Genomic DNA, 16,061 nt, shown 5'->3' with positions numbered 1-16,061 from the left:
CGGTTCGCCGTCATACTGGTTCGTCTCGATAGCCGCCAGGTCGAAAGACCAGGCGGCTATTTTGCGTGCTCAATCGGATCAGAGCGAAAACCCGCCATCCATGTCTTGCACGGAATATGTGGATCGGGCTGCGACCATCTGATGATGGCGGTCAACGGGAAACGCCCTCGCAGCTGGTTGTTCACGACTGTCTTCTGGGCGGTCGTCGCTTTCGGCGTATTGGCAGCCCTGGGGATCCCTCGTTGGTGGGAATCATTGACGGTTGCAGTCGTCGGAGTCGCAGCAAGCTACGGATGGTGGAGCCGCAGGCGCCGCAGCGAATTCTGGATCTTCTTCGGCGTGGTGTGTTCGCTCGTTGCAGTCTTGGCGTTTCTCGCCGCTGGACGAGCGCTACTCACCACCGTGAAGGTGCCGGTAGACAGCATCGGCCAAGAAACAATTGTCTGCGGCAGTGTGATGAATCCGGCGCCGAACTACTCCCTACGAGTGACCGACATCAGGACTGGTGAACCAACGACACGGCCTCAGGCCATTCCGCACACCCAGTTGGAGCAAGCCTGCGTGAAACGCCTCGACTACCGGGTGGCCGAGGCCACGGCCGCCACTGTCGTCGGACTACTTCTGGCCGGCCGCGCGATCGGCCATGTTGTCCTCAGTTCTTCCGCAACGCGCACACTTTCCGCACTGCCATCTCCAGAGCGAAGGACGAGTCGACTGCGGCGCCCTTCACGTCGGCATTGAGAGCGGCGACGATCTGCATCGCAGCGCCGATCGACGTGGGATCCCAACCGCCGACTTCCTTGATCGCCTTCTTGACCTTCCACGGCGGCATCCCGAGATCCGACGCCAACCGGAACGGGTCACCGCCCCGTGCAAACGGGCCGACCTTCGCGATGGTGTGGACTGCATCGGCGAGGGCGTCAGCGAGCAGAACGTGCGCAGTTCCGATCTGGTCAGCCCATCGCAGAGCCTCGAGCGCACCCCGGGTATCGCCGACGATAACTTTGTCGGCCACATCGAATCCGGAAACCTCGGCTTTGCCCGAGTAGTACTTGTGGACTGCATCCACGTCGATCTTGCCGCCGGTATCTGCCGCCAATTGCGAGCAGGCCGACGCAAGTTCGCGAAGGTTGGAGCCGACGCTTTCGATCATCGCGGCGATCGCATCGGGAGCAACCCTCACGTCGGCGGTCCGAAACTCACCCCGGACGAAGTCGACAAGCTGACTCTTGTTCAGTTTTCCGCAGTTGTGAACCGTCGCGCCGAGCTTCTCGAGGGCCGGCGCCAACGCCTTTGCGCGACCGCCGCCCGAGTGCACGACGATCAGAACGACGCCTTCTGCCGGCTCACGCGCCGCCTCGAGAACAAGAGCTACGGCATCTTTGCCTGCTTCTGCGGCCGATTCCAGGACGATCACACGGTCTTCGGCAAAAAGAGAGGGGCTGAGCAGCTCAGCCAACTCGGGAGCATTGGTGTCTCCGGCACGCATCTTGGTCACCGGGAGATCCGAAATACCCTGGCCGCGGTCACCGCGGACGGCTCTGATGAGCTGCGATACCGTGCGGTCGATCAGGAACTCGTCGTCCCCGAGAACAAGATGCAGCGGATCGACTCCAGACGGATTACTCACCCGAAGATGGTCCCACGAGGAACCGACACGATCGACACAGACCCGCCGCCCCCGCCGTACACAGCGACGGTGCCGTCGACGTCGGTCCGAACCACCGCCCCGCCCAACGAAACCAGTTCGTCGAGAATCTCCTCATTCGGGTGCCCGAAACTGTTGCCGTCGCCGACGCTGATCATCGTCAACCTCGGACGCACCGCTTCCAGAAAAGCCGACGACGTGGTCCGAGAACCGTGATGGGGCAGCTTCAACACATCGGCCTTCACGTCCGTTCCCGATCGGAGGATGGCCTCCTCCCCCGCAACTTCGGCGTCGCCCGTCAACAGAATGCGACCCGCGCCCGTGTGCGCCATCACCACCAGCGACTGATCGTTGGCGGCGTCCGCGCCGTCCCCCGTATCTCGGGGAGCCGGAAGCAACGGTCCGAGAACCTCCACGTTCACCGATCCCAACGTCAACTCCATACCTGCCCGCAACGAGACAACCGGAACGCCGTGCGACTCGGCGGCATCCTTTACCGTCCGAAAACCTGACTCCGGCAACAACATCGACCCGACTCCGACCGCAGCGACCGAACGCCCACCCAGGACTGCTTCCAATCCACCGATGTGATCGGCATGAAAATGACTGATCATCAGCAACGCGATGTCGTTGACGTCCAACATGTTCAGGCAACGATCCATCGACGTGGGATCAGGACCGACATCGATGACGATCACCCTGCCGTCTCCAGTCGAGAGCGCAAGACCGTCCCCTTGACCGACGTCGCACATCACCAGTACCCACCCCGGAGCAATACGACCACCGCCGAACACGTGCTGAAAGACGAGGGCTAGAACAACTCCCAGAACGAGGACGCCGACCACCCATCTCGAGATCCGATTCCACAGCGTCAGGGCCGCGGCCAGTAAGACGCCCACGACGACCAGAGCACCGATGAGCCCTGACGGCACCACCACCGACGCTCCGGGAAGCGCCGCCGCCCGCTCGGACACGTACAGCAGCCACCCCATCGGCGGCCGGACCAGCGGCGTGATGAACACCGCGATCGGTGGACAGATCAGCGCACACAAGGCAATCACCGCACCGAACACCGTGATGATTCCGATCACAGGCGCCACGGCCATGTTCGCGGCAATCGTGACCACACTGAAGGTTCCCGCCATGGCGCCCACCAGTGGCGCAGACACGACAAACGCAGCACTCGAAACGGCTGTCATCTCCGAAAACCAACGGGGCCAACCTCGTCGACGAAGCACCTCCACCCACACCGGAGCAATGATTACCAACGCGCCCGTGGCCGTGGTCGACAGCGCAAACCCCCAGTCGACGGCAAGTTCGGGCATCACGACAACCAGAACGATGACGGCTGCGGCAAGAGCAGGCAGTGCCTGTTTGCGTCGACCGGTCACCAGACTGAGCAGGCCGATCAGGCCCATCACCGAGGCGCGCAGAACACTCGGCGACGGCCTCGCGACGACAACAAACGCAACGAGGGCTACCAGCGCCAAAGCAGCTCCGACGCGCGGACTGAGCGCCGCGGCTCTGACCAGCAGCAGAACCGCCCCGAGCAGAATGCTGATATTGGCGCCGGACACCGCGGTGAGATGGGAAAGCCCGGCAATGGTGAAGTTGTCCTTCACCACCGGCGACAACGCCGATGTGTCTCCGACGACGAGGCCAGGCAGCAGACCTGCCTGATCCGGCGGGAGCGCAGCCGAGCACGCAGCGGCGAAACGAGTACGCACCGCACTCGCCCATCGCTGATGCCAGGGCACTTCTCCCACCGCGACGGGAGGCCCTTCGGACGTGATCACCGCAAGTGTGGAATCGCTACGCCATGGCTGACTCGCCCGGCCGCGAACCGTCAGGCTCTGCCCTGGAACAACTTCGAGCCACGACGAACTGGGCGCCCGGATCGTGACCAGGCCGCCTCCGGAGTACCTGCGATTCTGGGTAGTCACCGAATTGACGGTTGCCCTGAAGAAAACCTGACCTTGACCCGCAGCGCCAGAGACTGCGTGCGGATCCTCCGCGGGTTCCACTTCGACACTCACCCACGCTCCTTCGAGGGCAGCCCGGGTCAGTGGGTGCCCCTCGACCTCGGTCGCCCGCCACCCGCTGACGGCACTACACCCGGCACCGAACAGCAATGCAACCAACATGATTCGTGCCCACACCGCAGATGTCCGGCGCACAACCACGTAAGTAAGGATTGCCGCTGGAATAGCGCATGCCACCGCCAGTACCCACGCGGCGATCGCGCCGAACAGGATCCCCACCGCACTGCTCCCCCACACCGCGACGGCCGACGGAAGCAGTCGAGCGTCGAGGGCCGGCGAGGCTTCCGGTTCGTTCACACCGACACCAGCACTCGCAGTTTGGCCAACCTTGCCGGGCCGATCCCGTCGACTTCCCCCAATTGTTCTATGTCCGTGAATTTTCCGTTGGAAGTTCGCCAGGAGATGATCGCCGCAGCCGTTACCGGCCCTACCCCGGGAAGGTCGTCCAGTTCGGCCTCGGTAGCGGTGTTGAGGTTCACCAACCCAGCCCCGCCGGATTCCCCCGCGGCGGCGGGGCCGGTCCCTCCCGCAGTGGTACTCGAACTCGCTGAAACACCACCGGACTGATCGGCGGCCCCCACCACGATCTGATCACCATCGGCAAGCTTCTGTGCCAGATTCAGGCCCACCGTCTCGGCGCCCTCGAGCACTCCACCTGCCGCAGCGAGCGCGTCGGCGATGCGCGAGCCCGAATGTAGGTTGACAAGCCCAGGCGTGCGCACGAGTCCGACGACACTGACCACCAAAGCCTCAGGCGGCTGCTCCGCTACGACGCCGGTCGGTACGGGACTGGCTGATTCACCATCGTCGACAGTGATATTCTGCGCCGTGACACTCTGCGCCGTGACATTCTGGGGCGAGGGCAACGGTGGGACCGCCTGCAAACTCGGAGAATCCCACCACACGGTGAACAAGCCGATTGCCGTGGCCAGGGCTGCAACGATCGCCAACACCCAGGTCGCCGATCGGCTCGGGCGCCAACGTGTACCGCGCCAGCGCTCGGGCAGCCGATCGAACCGTGACGCGTCGGATTGAGCCTCGTATTCGTCTTCGTCGAAGTCCTGAAGCCACTCGGGGGACCTCTCGAATGGCTGCGGGGACCTCTCGAAAGACGCTGAATCCTCGAAGTCGTCGACGGCCTGTCGCTGCCGGTAGTTCCCGTCCATCGCCGCGAGGCGATCACGCGCCCGCTCGCGCTCCTCGCTGATCCTCATGACTGGACGCTAACGAGAGACCATGCCGCCGAAGACGAGCAATTTCAATCTGTGGAGAACTCGCGGATTGTGGAGAAACGATCAGGTGTTCGCGTCCACCGCGCTGTCGATCTCCGGCAGCGGACACACGACAACACCGATCGCGCCGACACCGACGTGCGCTCCGATAACCGCGCTGAAGTCGGTGACCACGGATTCCGCCACATCGGGAATGCGCTCGGCCAACTGTTCCGCTATCGCGTCGGCACGCTCTCGCGCTCGCATGTGATGCACGGCTATCGCCACGCGGCCGAGACCGGCGCGCTCGACTGCCGAATCCACCAAGCGTGCAAGCGCTTTGGTGGTCGTACGTGTTTTTTCACCGAGCACGAGCTTGCCGTCCACCAGATGCAGGATCGGCTTCATCGCCAATGCAGTACCCAACAACGCGGCTGCGGTTCCGATTCGTCCGCCCCGACGCAATTGATCAAGTTTGTCGACGACGATGTAGCAGCGCCCACGACTCGCGACGTCGACCGCCCGGCCGTACGCCTCTTCGAGTGACGCGCCCTTCTCGGCCAAGCGCGCAGCTTCGAGAGCGGGATAGCCCAAACCCATTCCGGCCGACTGCGAATCGACGATCCGGACGGCTCCTCCGAACTCCTGGGCTGCGACTCGTCCGGCTTCCCACGTTCCCGAGAGTTGCCGTGAAATGTGCACGGCGAGAACGCCGTCACCGTCGCTCATGTCCAGGGCGCGTGCATACGCTTCGGACAACTCGGCGGGCGACGCTCCGGCCGTTGTCACTCCTGACAGGTCGCTCGGCATTGCGTCGACACCCTCACGCAAGTCGCAGCCGTCACGGAGCACATGGAGCGGAACCACCTGAATCCCACATGCGTCGGCCGACTCCTGCGGGATGCAGGCGGAGGAATCCGTGACGACGACGACCGGCATTCTGCTACCCGACTTCGCTCGGCGGTGATACCAGTTGCGGCGAAACCACTTTCTTCGACTCCACCCCGCGAATCGCAGCGATCATCGCGCGGGCTACACCGACATGACCGTCCCAACCCCAGTGAATACCGTCGGGGTTGCCGTTCTCGGAAAAGACGTTGTCACGCACTGCATCCGCGAGATCGACTACGGGAACGTCTTTCTCCGTAGCCCACTCGGTGATCGCGGACACCGCGGCAGGCCGGCCGGCATGCACGCTCGCGTAGGCATCGCTGCGGTGCACCGACGGCAGGGTCGCGATCATCGGCAGTTCCGGCCGCATGTACTCCAACGCATTTCGCGAGCTTTCCAAATACTCGACACTCAGCTTGGGCGGAAGTGCGACCGGGCGGCCCAGAGGTGCAAGCCGCGGCTGCAGCCACTGATAACCCTCGCGCACCACGCGTCGAAGCGCCGGAGGACGAACGTAGCGGATGGTCTCGCGGAGCGCGGTAGGCAATGGGGACGGTAGCGAGTCCATACCGCCGACCGCGAACACGACGGCGCCGGCCCGCGGCACCGCCGCCCACACACGAGGATCCTGAGTCAGTGCCCACCACGCGTCGCGGCACGTCCAGCCGATACGGGCGACCAACTCGACGTCCCAGCCGAGTTCGTCGGCCACGATGTTGGGCCAGATGCGTGGATGATCTGCCGCGAGGCCGCCTTTGGGGCCGAAATACGACAGCGAATCCGCGAGCACGAGGAGGACGGGGCGCTGCCCGTCGGCACTTTCAGAGTACGTCATTTGCGACACTCGCAGAAGCATTCCATACGTCGAGTCGCCACTCGATCGACTTGACGTCACCGTGTCCGCTGAGTTGCACCCAACTGGTGTTTCCCAATCCGCCGAGGACGGCCCAGCGATCGACGGGTAAGTCGAGCAATGCCGCTGTCAGTGCCGCGATCAAGCCTCCGTGCGCCACCAGAACTACGGGCCGCTCGGCCCAGTCCGGGTGCGTGTCGAGCAATTCGTGAACTACGGGGAGGCTGCGATTCGCGACGTCGATTCGGCTTTCGCCGCCGGGCGGCGCCAACGTGGCATCCGCTCGCCAGGCAGATCGCACACCGGGAGTGCGCTCGTCGACCTCATGATGAGTCAGGCCTTGCCATTCACCCAGGTGTGTCTCACGCAGACGCGTGTCGGTGAGGACCGGAAGTCCGGCGGCGTCACCGACAGCGACTGCCGTGAAATACGCGCGCCGCAGATCCGAGGACACGATCGTCAACGGTCTGCGATCGGCGATCACCGGACCTGCACTCTTGGCCTGCGTGCGTCCCAACTCCGACAGGTCGGTGTCGAGTTGCCCCTGCATCCGAGAGTCGGCGTTGTATTCGGTCTGTCCGTGACGCAGCAGGATGAGCCGGCGGACAGGGTTCGACGCCGCACTGGGCGCCGACGAAGTCACAGCGAGGGATCCTGCGCGTCCGGCTCGGAAACCGTGTCGGTCTCGAACACCGTGTTGGCATCGGCGGGGCCGGGACGGTTCTGTCCGAGGCCTTCGACCTCGACCGTCGGGCAGTCCTTCCACAGACGATCGAGAGCGTAGAAGTTGCGCTCCTCGTCATGCTGGACGTGGACGACGATGTCGGCGTAGTCGAGCAGTGCCCAGCGGCCCTCGCGGGTGCCTTCACGGCGGACCGGCTTGTGTCCCGCTTCGCGGAGGCGGTCTTCGATGTTCTCGACAATCGAGTTGACCTGACGCTCGTTGGTCGCAGATGCGATCACGAAGCAGTCCGTGATGACCAACTGTTCGGACACATCGAGCACCACCACTTCGGTGGCCAGCTTCTCGTCGGCTGCCAAGGCCGCGATGCGTGCCATGTCGATGGCTTCGGTGTTTGCGCTCACTCGATGTTCTCCAGTTTCGTCTTCAGAAAGTACTTGTTGTTCTCGGCTAGCTCGATTCGGCGCCCGGGACGGCTTCCGACTTCCCCGGTGCGGGCTCCGACATCGTTGTAGCTCCGTCGCGGCGCTCCGCGTCGACAGGTCGATACAGGTTCCGCTTCGAGATGTACTGCACCACTCCATCCGGCACCAGGTACCAGACAGGGCGGTCTTCACTTGCCCGACGACGACATTCGGTCGACGAAATGGCAAGTGCCGGAATCTCTATCAACGTGACCGCGTCGGCGGGCATGGTGTCGAGGTGACCGGCCAGGTGCTCTGCATTGAGATCGAAACCCGGTCGCGATACCCCGACGAACTTCGCCAATGCGAACAACTCTTCCCAATCTTGCCAGGAAAGGATGCTGGCCAGCGCATCGGCACCGGTGATGAAGAAGAGTTCGGCGTCGGGATGGTAGGCCCGGAGGTCTCGCAGTGTGTCCACGGTGTACGTCACTTTTTCACGGTCGACGTCGACCCGAGAGACGGAAAACCGCGGGTTGGAGGCGGTGGCGATGACCGTCATGAGGTACCGGTCCTCGGCAGGACTGACGCCCTTCCCCTGCTTCTGCCAGGGCCGCCCGGTGGGGACGAAGATCACTTCGTCGAGTCCGAACCGGTCGGCGACCTCACTGGCCGCAACGAGGTGGCCATGGTGAATGGGGTCGAAGGTGCCACCCATCACTCCGAGGCGTCGAGCACGTTCCACCGATAGTCCCTTCTGCACGAGTGTCGAGCTTACGGGTCAGACCGGCAGCAGACGGGACACGACGTCGGCAAGCTGCTGGGCCGAGCGGCACTCGTGCATGCTGATGACCTCGTTGTACACCTTCGCCGCGGAGTCACCCGTTCCCCATTGCCCCTTCGGCTCAGGGTTGAGCCAGTGTGCGTGCTTGGCAACCGCAACCATCTGCGACAGCGACTGGAGGTTGGGATCGCGGTAGTTGTTGCGACCGTCGCCGAGTACCAGCAGCGACGTGCGACTGGTGATCGACTGCGCGAACTTCTCCTGGAAGACCCCGAAGGCGTGCCCGTAGTCGGAGTGGCCGTCGTAGGTGATCAGTTCGGCTTCACGCACCATCCGTGACATCGCGGACCCGAGGTCTGCGTTCGAGTCGAAGAACCGCGTGACCTCGTCGGTCGTGTCGATGAACGCGAACACCCTCACTCGTGAGAATTGCTCGCGCAACGCGTTGACGAGGAGCAGGGTGAAATGGCTGAACCCCGCTACCGAACCCGACACGTCACACATCACCACAAGTTCCGGCCGCGCTCGCTTCGGCTTGCGCTGCACCAGATCGATCGGCACTCCGCCCGTCGACATGGACTTGCGCAACGTGCGACGCAGGTCGATCGAACCCGAGCGAGAGCGGCTACGACGCACCGCGAGACGGCTGGCCAACAGACGCGCGAGTGGTGCGACGTTCTTCTTCAGTGTGGTGAGTTCGGCGTCGGAGGCCCGCAGGAAGTCGACTTCCTCGGCGAGTTTCGGAACGCCGTACGTGGCGACGCGTTCCTTACCCAGATTCTCGGCGGTGCGTCGACGCGTTTCCTTCTCGACCATCTTGCGGAAGTCCGCGATGCGCTGCGCTGCCGTGCGCTTGGCGACCTCGGACTGATAGTCGGAATTGTCCTTGCCCTCGGACCCGGCGCCTTCCTGGTTGCCGAGTAGACCTTGCAGGATCTTGTTGAGCAACGTCTCCGGGGCGACGTCACGCAGCGCCTGATAGGCGGAGAACGACGGGCCGTTACTCGACTGGTACTGCCCGAGTTCCTCGACCATCGCGGCGGTCAGGAGTTCGGTCATCTCCATCGCCTCGTCACTGCCGTCTGTCAGCAGTTCGGCGATCAGCTCACGCAATGCCTGTAGGTCGATCGAGCCGTCTGGCTTGCGCGGCAGTGTGACGTCGACGTCGCCGACCGCACGGTCACCGATCGCCTTGGGGAACCACAGGTCGAAGACGGCGTCGAACGTCGCCCGGTGGGTAGGTCGACGCAGGAGCGAGCATGCCAACCCTTCACGAAGCGCTTCACGATCGAGCAGGTCGAGAACCGACATGACCTGACCGGCGTCGACGGTCTCGGACGGGCCGACCATGATTCCGCGTCGTCGCAGAGCCTCGACAAAATCGACGAGGTGACCGGGAATCCCGTGCGGCGCTGCCAGGCCGCCGGGTGCGAGCGGCGACGTCGATCCTGCGGGAGCCATGACAGACCTCAGTTCAGCCGAAGTTCAGCGGCGGCGCGCACCTGATCGGACTGGTGCTTGAGGATGACACCGAGCGTGGCGCGTACGGCGTCGTCGTCGAGCGTGTCCATGCCCAGAGCGAGAAGGGTGCGTCCCCAGTCGATGGTTTCGGACACCGACGGAACCTTCTTGAGCTGCATTCCGCGAAGAACACGAATGGTGTTGACCAGCTGCTCGGCAATCGCTTCAGGAAGCTCCGGCACCCGGCTTGCGAGGATGCGACGCTCGAGGTCGGCGTCCGGGAAATCGAGATGCAGGAAGAGGCAACGACGCTTCAGAGCCTCCGAGAGTTCGCGCGTGGCGTTGGACGTCAGCACCGTGAACGGCTTGCGGGTGGCGGTGATCGTTCCGAGCTCGGGGATCGTGACCGCGAAGTCGCTGAGCACTTCGAGGAGCAGACCTTCGATCTCGACGTCTGCCTTGTCCGTCTCGTCGATCAACAGCACCGTCGGGTCCTCGCGGCGAATGGCCTTGAGCAGTGGACGTGCGAGCAGGAACTCCTCCGAGAAGACATCCGCCTTCGTCGAGTCCCAGCTGTGGTCGACCGCGACATCACCCCTCGCTCCGCTCGCCCCGCCCGACTGAATCCGAAGAATCTGCTTCGCGTGGTTCCACTCGTACAGCGCACGAGCCTCGTCGACGCCCTCGTAGCACTGCAGACGCACCAACTCGGCGCCTGTCGTCTGGGCTACCGCGCGCGCCAACTCGGTCTTACCGACACCGGCCGGTCCCTCGATGAGCAGGGGCTTGCCCAGTCGGTCGGCAAGGAACACTGCCGTTGCAGTGCCCTTGTCGGACAGGTAACCCGTCTCGGCCAAACGCTCGATCACGTCGTCGACGCTCGAGAAGAACGGTGTTGTATCGGGAAGAGCTCGGTCCACGGTTAACTCCTAAAAGGGTGGGGCAAGTCTGGTGAACTTTTCAGGCGGGTCGGGTGTGCCCGTCGCCCCAGACGATCCACTTGGTGGACGTCAGTTCCGGCAACCCCATAGGGCCACGCGCATGCAGTTTCTGGGTGGAGATGCCGATCTCGGCGCCGAACCCGAATTGCTCACCGTCGGTGAAGGCAGTCGACGCGTTGACCATGACGGCGGCGGCGTCGACGCGAGCGCTGAACTCACGGGCAGCCGAGAGATCGGAAGTCACGATGGCTTCGGTGTGGCCGGTCCCGTACTGGTCGATGTGCTCGACCGCAGCGTCCAGGTTCTCGACGACCTTGAGCGCGACGTCGAGGGTGAGGTACTCCTTCGACCAGTCGTCCTCAGTGGCCGGGACGAGTCCAGGCAGATCGCCGTGCACGACGACGTCGTGCATCTGAAGCGCTTGAAGCAACTTCGGCACGGCCGTCTCGGCGATGGCGGCGTCGACCAACACAGTCTCCGCGGTGTTGCACACGCTGGGCCGACGGGTCTTGGAGTTGAGAAGAATCTTCTCGGCCATGAGCAGATCGGCGGCCGAGTGAACGTAGACGTGGCAGTTACCGACACCGGTCTCGATGGTGGGAACGGTGGCATCGCGAACTACGGCGCTGATCAGGCCGGCGCCGCCTCGTGGGATGACGACGTCGACGAGGCCACGGGCCTGAATCAAATGAGTGACCGTGGAGCGATCCGCACTTGGCAGAAGTTGAACGGAGTCCTCGGGCAGTCCCTGAGCAACCAGCGACGCACGCAGGGCCGCTACCAACGCTTCGTTGGACTTGACCGCCGAGGACGAACCACGAAGCAGCGCAGCATTTCCCGATTTGAGGGTGAGCCCGAAGGCATCGACGGTCACGTTGGGACGAGCCTCGTACACCATGCCGACGACACCGAGCGGAACGCGCTGCTGCCGTAGTTCCAAACCGATCGGCAGAGTGGAGCCGCGAAGAACTTCGCCGATCGGATCAGGTAGTCCGGCAACCTGACGCAAACCCGACGCGATGCCCTCGATCCGGTCAGCGGTCAGACGAAGACGGTCGAGCAGCGATTCCTCGGTGCCGCCCGCCTTCGCGGTGTCGATATCGAGAGCGTTGGCCGCGAGAATCCGATCGCTTGCCGCGAGTACCGCGTCGGCTGCGGCGTGGAGCGCAGCATCCTTCTGCGCCGTGGTCAGCAAAGCCAGGACACGCGAAGCCTTACGGGCTCGGCGTGCGGCGTCGTGCACGACGGACTTGGTGTCGGACGCGTTCGAGTCGACGGTTTCTGCGTTGGAAGTCACAGCGGTCATGAATACACATTAACCACCCACCTCCGCGGCCTGCTCGGCGGAACGAGGCTGTGACCACCCGGGACCATTCCGGCGGACCGGCTGCGAACATTTCGGCGGACCGCCGGGGAACAATTCCGATGCGCGGCGCTGTTGCACCCACCGACCTTCTTCTTCGAGTCAGGAGCCATCCGTGAGTGTGTTGTTCGAGCCTTTGACCCTGCGTGGCGTCACCATCCCGAACCGCGTCTGGATGGCACCGATGTGCCAGTACTCGGCCGACGTCATCGGCGACCAGGTCGGAGCGCCCAACGAGTGGCATCGCACGCATCTGGTGAGCCGTGCAATCGGCGGCACCGGCCTGATTCTCACCGAGGCGACGGCCGTCAGTCCCGAAGGCCGGATATCGGCAGCTGATCTGGGGATCTGGAACGACACGCAGGCGCAAGCCTTCGCCGAGATCAATGCGCAACTCGCGTACTTCGGCGCAGTGCCCGGAATCCAGTTGGCGCACGCCGGACGAAAAGCGTCGACGCAGGTTCCGTGGCGCGGCGGCAAGAGCCTGCCCGCCGACGACCGACTCTCGTGGCAGACGGTTGCCCCGAGCGCGGTTCCGTTCGGGCACCTTGCCGATCCGGTAGAGCTCACCACGGAGGGCATCGAGAAGGTCGTCGCGGACTTCGCAGCGGCGGCTACCCGCGCATTGAAGGCCGAATTCAAGGTCGTGGAAATTCACGCGGCCCACGGATACCTGATCCATCAGTTCCTCTCCCCCGAGAGCAACAAGCGAACGGACCGCTACGGAGGCAGCTTCGAGAACCGCATTCGATTGCTCCTCGAAATCCTGACAGCAGTCCGCGAGGTGTGGCCGGCCGAGTTACCGCTCTTCGTCCGGGTCTCGGCGACCGATTGGCTGACGGAAGAGCGTGGGCTCGAGGTCGACAGCTGGACCGCGGATCAGACCGTTGCCCTGGCCAACATCCTCTCCGATTACGGGGTCGATCTCGTCGACGTCTCCACCGGCGGCAATTCACCGGCGGCACAGATTCCGGTGGAACCGGGATACCAGGTTCCGTTCGCCCGTCGCCTGCAGAACGAGAGCCTGCTACCGGCCGCCGCCGTCGGCCTCATCACCGAACCCGAACAGGCCGAGAAGATCGTCGAAGACGGAAGCGCAGTGGCGGTGCTCCTCGGCCGCGAACTGTTGCGTGATCCCTACTGGGCGCGCCGGGCGGCCCGTGAACTGAACGCCGAGGTAGGACCGCATATCCCGTCGCAGTACGCCCGCGCCTTCTAGCCCGAAAATCGGCTCCCGCGCCCAACTTTGATAGCGTAAGCGTCTTACTTGCCGGTAGTCCGGAGCCCTGTGGGCTCCGGACACTGCCGCGGGCCAGAGCCGTGCGACGGGGGTCGCAACGAGCCACAGGGCACGCGGACGCTCGATTTCCCGACCGGCTCATCGGCGAGTGGGCAACGAAAAGATGCGTGCATCAGGTACGTGCCCCGCTCGGTTCGATGATTGCGCTGGGGAGCGCATGTCATGACTACACCAGAGAACTCGATCAGCGCTCTCGAAGTGGCCGAATCACCCGATGTCTGCGTCACCGACAATGCGTCCGTCAAGCGCGCTGTCAAGGCAACGATGCTCGGAAATGCCATGGAGTGGTTCGATTTCGGCGTTTACGCATATCTAGCTACCACTATCGGAAAAGTGTTCTTCCCGGACGCGAGCGGCAGCGCTCAACTCCTCTCGACGTTTGCAATTTTTGCGGCTGCCTTCATCGTCCGCCCTCTCGGCGGATTGTTCTTCGGTCCACTCGGTGACCGCATCGGACGCAAGAAAGTCCTTGCCACCACCATCATTCTGATGGCCGGCAGTACCTTCGCCATCGGCCTCATCCCGAGCTACGAATCCATCGGTATCGCCGCCCCGATCCTGCTGGTACTCCTACGCCTGTTGCAGGGCTTTTCCACGGGCGGCGAATACGGCGGGGCCAGTACGTTCGTTGCCGAATACGCGCCGGACAAGCGGCGCGGTTTCTTCGCCAGCTTCCTCGAATTCGGGACTCTGGCAGGATATGTGGCGGCAGCGGGCATCGTGACGATCATCCAGACCGTCGTCAGCGCCGAGGACCTCCTCCAGTGGGGCTGGCGCATCCCCTTCCTCATTGCCGGACCGCTGGGTCTCATCGGCCTGTACCTCCGTCTACGTTTGGAGGAAACTCCCGCATTCCAGATGATGGAGCAGGCCGAAGAGCGTTCCCTCGCAGACGAATCCACCGGCAAGAAACTACGCGAAACTCTCGTCGACAACTGGCGTCCGCTTGTTCTGTGCATCGTTCTGGTGGCCACGTACAACATCGCTCACTACGGCCTGCTCAGCTATATGCCGACGTATCTGACCAACACGTTGGGTTACGACGAATCCCACGGACTCGTTCTGATGATCATCGTCATGATCGTGATGATGATGGGAATCAGCTACGTCGGAAAGTTCTCGGACCGCGTCGGGCGTAAACCCTTGCTGCTCAGCGGTTTCATCGGATTCTTCGTCCTGTCCCTGCCTGCCTACCTGTTGATCGGCATCGGCAACTACGTGACGGTCTTCCTGGGACTCGCAATTCTCGGCGGCTTGCTCCTGCTGTTCGTCGGGGTGTTCCCGTCCGTGCTTCCCGCGCTCTTTCCGACCGGAATCAGGTACGGCGGCTTGGCAATCGGATACAACCTCGCGGTGTCGATCTTCGGTGGAACCACTCCCCTGGTGCTCACCGCCCTCGAAAGTGCAACGGGCAGCAACTTGGTCGCACCGATGTACATGATGATCGCCGCCGTGATCGGCGGTATCGCAGTCCTGATGATCCCCGAGACCGCACGCAAGCCACTCGACGGCTCTCCGCCCTCCGTCGCCACCGACGAGGAAGCACGTCGGATCATCCGCAAGGTTCGCCGCAAGAGAATGAAGGCCGATAACCTCGAGGTATGAGCACGCCTCGAATCGTCGTCGTCGGCAGTATCAACATGGATCTGACCACGTCAGTGTCCAGATTCCCCGCTCCGGGAGAAACGCTGCTCGGCACTGCCTTTGCCACCGCGGCGGGAGGCAAAGGCAGCAACCAGGCCATCGCCGCCGCGAAAGCCGGTGGGGACGTGTCGTTCGTCGGCGCGGTCGGCGACGACGGTTTCGGTACCCAATTGCGCGAGACCCTGCAAGACGCCGGGGTCGACACCGCGTTGCTTCGTAGTGTCGACGGCCCGAGTGGCGTTGCCGCCATCACCGTGAGCGAAGACGCGGAGAACAACATCATCGTAGTCCCGGGCGCCAATTCCTCGGTCACCTCGTTGTCAGAAGCAGACCTCGACGCGATCGCACACGCCGACGTTCTACTGTGCCAACTCGAAATCCCGGTCGAGACAGTTACAGCAGCAGCCGAGCACGCACATGCCAACGGGACGACGGTCATCCTCAATCCGTCTCCTGTGCAAGAACTTCCGGATCCACTGATCGATGCAGTCGACATCTTGATCGTCAACCAGACCGAGTCGGAGCAGTTGGCCGCGGTCACCGGTCGCGTCCGATACCTCGTCACGACGCTCGGGGCCGGCGGCGCGGATCTCCGGTCGGGCGAGGAGACAATCCACGCCGACTCCCCGGCCGTGACACCCGTGGATACAACTGGCGCAGGCGATGCTTTCACCGGCGCCTTCGCCGTGGAGTGGGTGCAGGCCCAGGACCGCGCCCTGCAGTTCGCTGCCACGGCGGGAAGTCTGGCGACGACGGTCCGCGGCGCGTCGGTGTCGTCGCCCACTCGCGCTGTGATCGAGAAAGTGCTGAAGCGTCAGGCTTGACTCTGACACCGTG

15 protein-coding genes are annotated in these 16,061 nt (G+C 63.6%); 4 read left to right on the top strand and 11 right to left on the bottom strand.

Annotated elements, in window-relative coordinates; genetic code table 11:
• Positions 1–141 precede the first annotated feature (141 nt).
• Positions 142–741 (top strand): hypothetical protein, encoded by a 600-nt coding sequence (locus CPI83_RS30720; protein ID WP_020908211.1) that lies wholly within the window; start codon positions 142–144, stop codon positions 739–741.
• Here CPI83_RS30720 and holA read toward each other — a convergent pair.
• The 11 genes from holA to CPI83_RS11335 all read right to left on the bottom strand — a co-directional run bounded on the left by holA (position 653) and on the right by CPI83_RS11335 (position 12,223).
• Positions 653–1,630: a DNA polymerase III subunit delta gene (gene holA / locus CPI83_RS11385; protein WP_003944476.1), complete on the bottom strand. Its 978-nt coding sequence runs from the start codon at positions 1,628–1,630 to the stop codon at positions 653–655. The genes CPI83_RS30720 and holA overlap by 89 nt on opposite strands.
• Positions 1,627–3,987, bottom strand: coding sequence for a ComEC/Rec2 family competence protein (locus tag CPI83_RS11380; RefSeq protein WP_097387230.1), 2,361 nt, complete (start codon positions 3,985–3,987; stop codon positions 1,627–1,629). The genes holA and CPI83_RS11380 overlap by 4 nt, the downstream gene beginning before the upstream one ends.
• Positions 3,984–4,904: a ComEA family DNA-binding protein gene (locus tag CPI83_RS11375; RefSeq protein ID WP_097387229.1), complete on the bottom strand. Its 921-nt coding sequence runs from the start codon at positions 4,902–4,904 to the stop codon at positions 3,984–3,986. Before CPI83_RS11375 ends, CPI83_RS11380 begins: the two co-directional genes overlap by 4 nt.
• A gap of 81 nt (positions 4,905–4,985) precedes the next feature.
• Positions 4,986–5,840, bottom strand: a complete 855-nt coding sequence (locus CPI83_RS11370; protein WP_019749051.1) for a DegV family protein — start codon at positions 5,838–5,840, stop codon at positions 4,986–4,988.
• 4 nt (positions 5,841–5,844) lie between these two features.
• On the bottom strand, positions 5,845–6,627 hold the full coding sequence (gene octT / locus CPI83_RS11365) for a diglucosylglycerate octanoyltransferase (protein WP_097387228.1): 783 nt from the start codon (positions 6,625–6,627) through the stop codon (positions 5,845–5,847).
• Positions 6,614–7,288, bottom strand: coding sequence for a histidine phosphatase family protein (locus tag CPI83_RS11360; protein WP_097387227.1), 675 nt, complete (start codon positions 7,286–7,288; stop codon positions 6,614–6,616). Before CPI83_RS11360 ends, octT begins: the two co-directional genes overlap by 14 nt.
• Positions 7,285–7,731: a ribosome silencing factor gene (gene rsfS / locus CPI83_RS11355; RefSeq protein ID WP_003944502.1), complete on the bottom strand. Its 447-nt coding sequence runs from the start codon at positions 7,729–7,731 to the stop codon at positions 7,285–7,287. Before rsfS ends, CPI83_RS11360 begins: the two co-directional genes overlap by 4 nt.
• A gap of 46 nt (positions 7,732–7,777) precedes the next feature.
• The gene (gene nadD / locus CPI83_RS11350; RefSeq protein ID WP_003944462.1) at positions 7,778–8,494 is read right to left on the bottom strand and encodes a nicotinate-nucleotide adenylyltransferase; all 717 of its coding nucleotides are present in this window, start codon (positions 8,492–8,494) and stop codon (positions 7,778–7,780) included.
• A gap of 18 nt (positions 8,495–8,512) precedes the next feature.
• Positions 8,513–9,976 (bottom strand): VWA domain-containing protein, encoded by a 1,464-nt coding sequence (locus CPI83_RS11345; RefSeq protein ID WP_021333409.1) that lies wholly within the window; start codon positions 9,974–9,976, stop codon positions 8,513–8,515.
• An 8-nt stretch (positions 9,977–9,984) separates the two neighbouring features.
• Positions 9,985–10,896, bottom strand: coding sequence for a MoxR family ATPase (locus CPI83_RS11340; RefSeq protein WP_019749056.1), 912 nt, complete (start codon positions 10,894–10,896; stop codon positions 9,985–9,987).
• Positions 10,897–10,936: 40 nt separating this feature from the next.
• Entirely contained in the window at positions 10,937–12,223 is a 1,287-nt protein-coding gene (locus CPI83_RS11335; protein WP_097387226.1) for a glutamate-5-semialdehyde dehydrogenase, read from the bottom strand.
• 172 nt (positions 12,224–12,395) lie between these two features.
• On the opposite strand from CPI83_RS11335, the gene CPI83_RS11330 reads away from it, so the two are divergent.
• The 3 genes from CPI83_RS11330 to CPI83_RS11320 all read left to right on the top strand — a co-directional run bounded on the left by CPI83_RS11330 (position 12,396) and on the right by CPI83_RS11320 (position 16,048).
• On the top strand, positions 12,396–13,499 hold the full coding sequence (locus CPI83_RS11330; protein ID WP_097387225.1) for an NADH:flavin oxidoreductase/NADH oxidase: 1,104 nt from the start codon (positions 12,396–12,398) through the stop codon (positions 13,497–13,499).
• A gap of 243 nt (positions 13,500–13,742) precedes the next feature.
• Entirely contained in the window at positions 13,743–15,185 is a 1,443-nt protein-coding gene (locus CPI83_RS11325; protein WP_029255664.1) for an MFS transporter, read from the top strand.
• A complete protein-coding gene (locus tag CPI83_RS11320) occupies positions 15,182–16,048 on the top strand; it encodes a ribokinase (protein ID WP_097387224.1) in 867 nt (288 codons plus the stop codon). Before CPI83_RS11325 ends, CPI83_RS11320 begins: the two co-directional genes overlap by 4 nt.
• The last annotated feature ends 13 nt before the right edge of the window (positions 16,049–16,061 follow it).

The organism is Rhodococcus sp. H-CA8f, assembly GCF_002501585.1.
In the GTDB taxonomy this organism is placed as follows: Bacteria; Actinomycetota; Actinomycetes; order Mycobacteriales; family Mycobacteriaceae; genus Rhodococcus_F; species Rhodococcus_F erythropolis.
This window is presented reverse-complemented; position numbering and strand designations above follow the sequence as displayed.

What these genes read in the sequence shown, in the direction of transcription:
- CPI83_RS30720 (WP_020908211.1), top strand. Translation starts at nt 142, where the DNA reads ATGATGGCGGTCAACGGGAAACGCCCTCGCAGCTGGTTGTTCACGACT.
- octT (WP_097387228.1), bottom strand. Translation starts at nt 6,627, where the DNA reads ATGACGTACTCTGAAAGTGCCGACGGGCAGCGCCCCGTCCTCCTCGTG.
- CPI83_RS11325 (WP_029255664.1), top strand. Translation starts at nt 13,743, where the DNA reads ATGACTACACCAGAGAACTCGATCAGCGCTCTCGAAGTGGCCGAATCA.
- CPI83_RS11370 (WP_019749051.1), bottom strand. Translation starts at nt 5,840, where the DNA reads ATGCCGGTCGTCGTCGTCACGGATTCCTCCGCCTGCATCCCGCAGGAG.
- CPI83_RS11335 (WP_097387226.1), bottom strand. Translation starts at nt 12,223, where the DNA reads ATGACCGCTGTGACTTCCAACGCAGAAACCGTCGACTCGAACGCGTCC.
- CPI83_RS11320 (WP_097387224.1), top strand. Translation starts at nt 15,182, where the DNA reads ATGAGCACGCCTCGAATCGTCGTCGTCGGCAGTATCAACATGGATCTG.
- CPI83_RS11375 (WP_097387229.1), bottom strand. Translation starts at nt 4,904, where the DNA reads ATGAGGATCAGCGAGGAGCGCGAGCGGGCGCGTGATCGCCTCGCGGCG.
- CPI83_RS11345 (WP_021333409.1), bottom strand. Translation starts at nt 9,976, where the DNA reads ATGGCTCCCGCAGGATCGACGTCGCCGCTCGCACCCGGCGGCCTGGCA.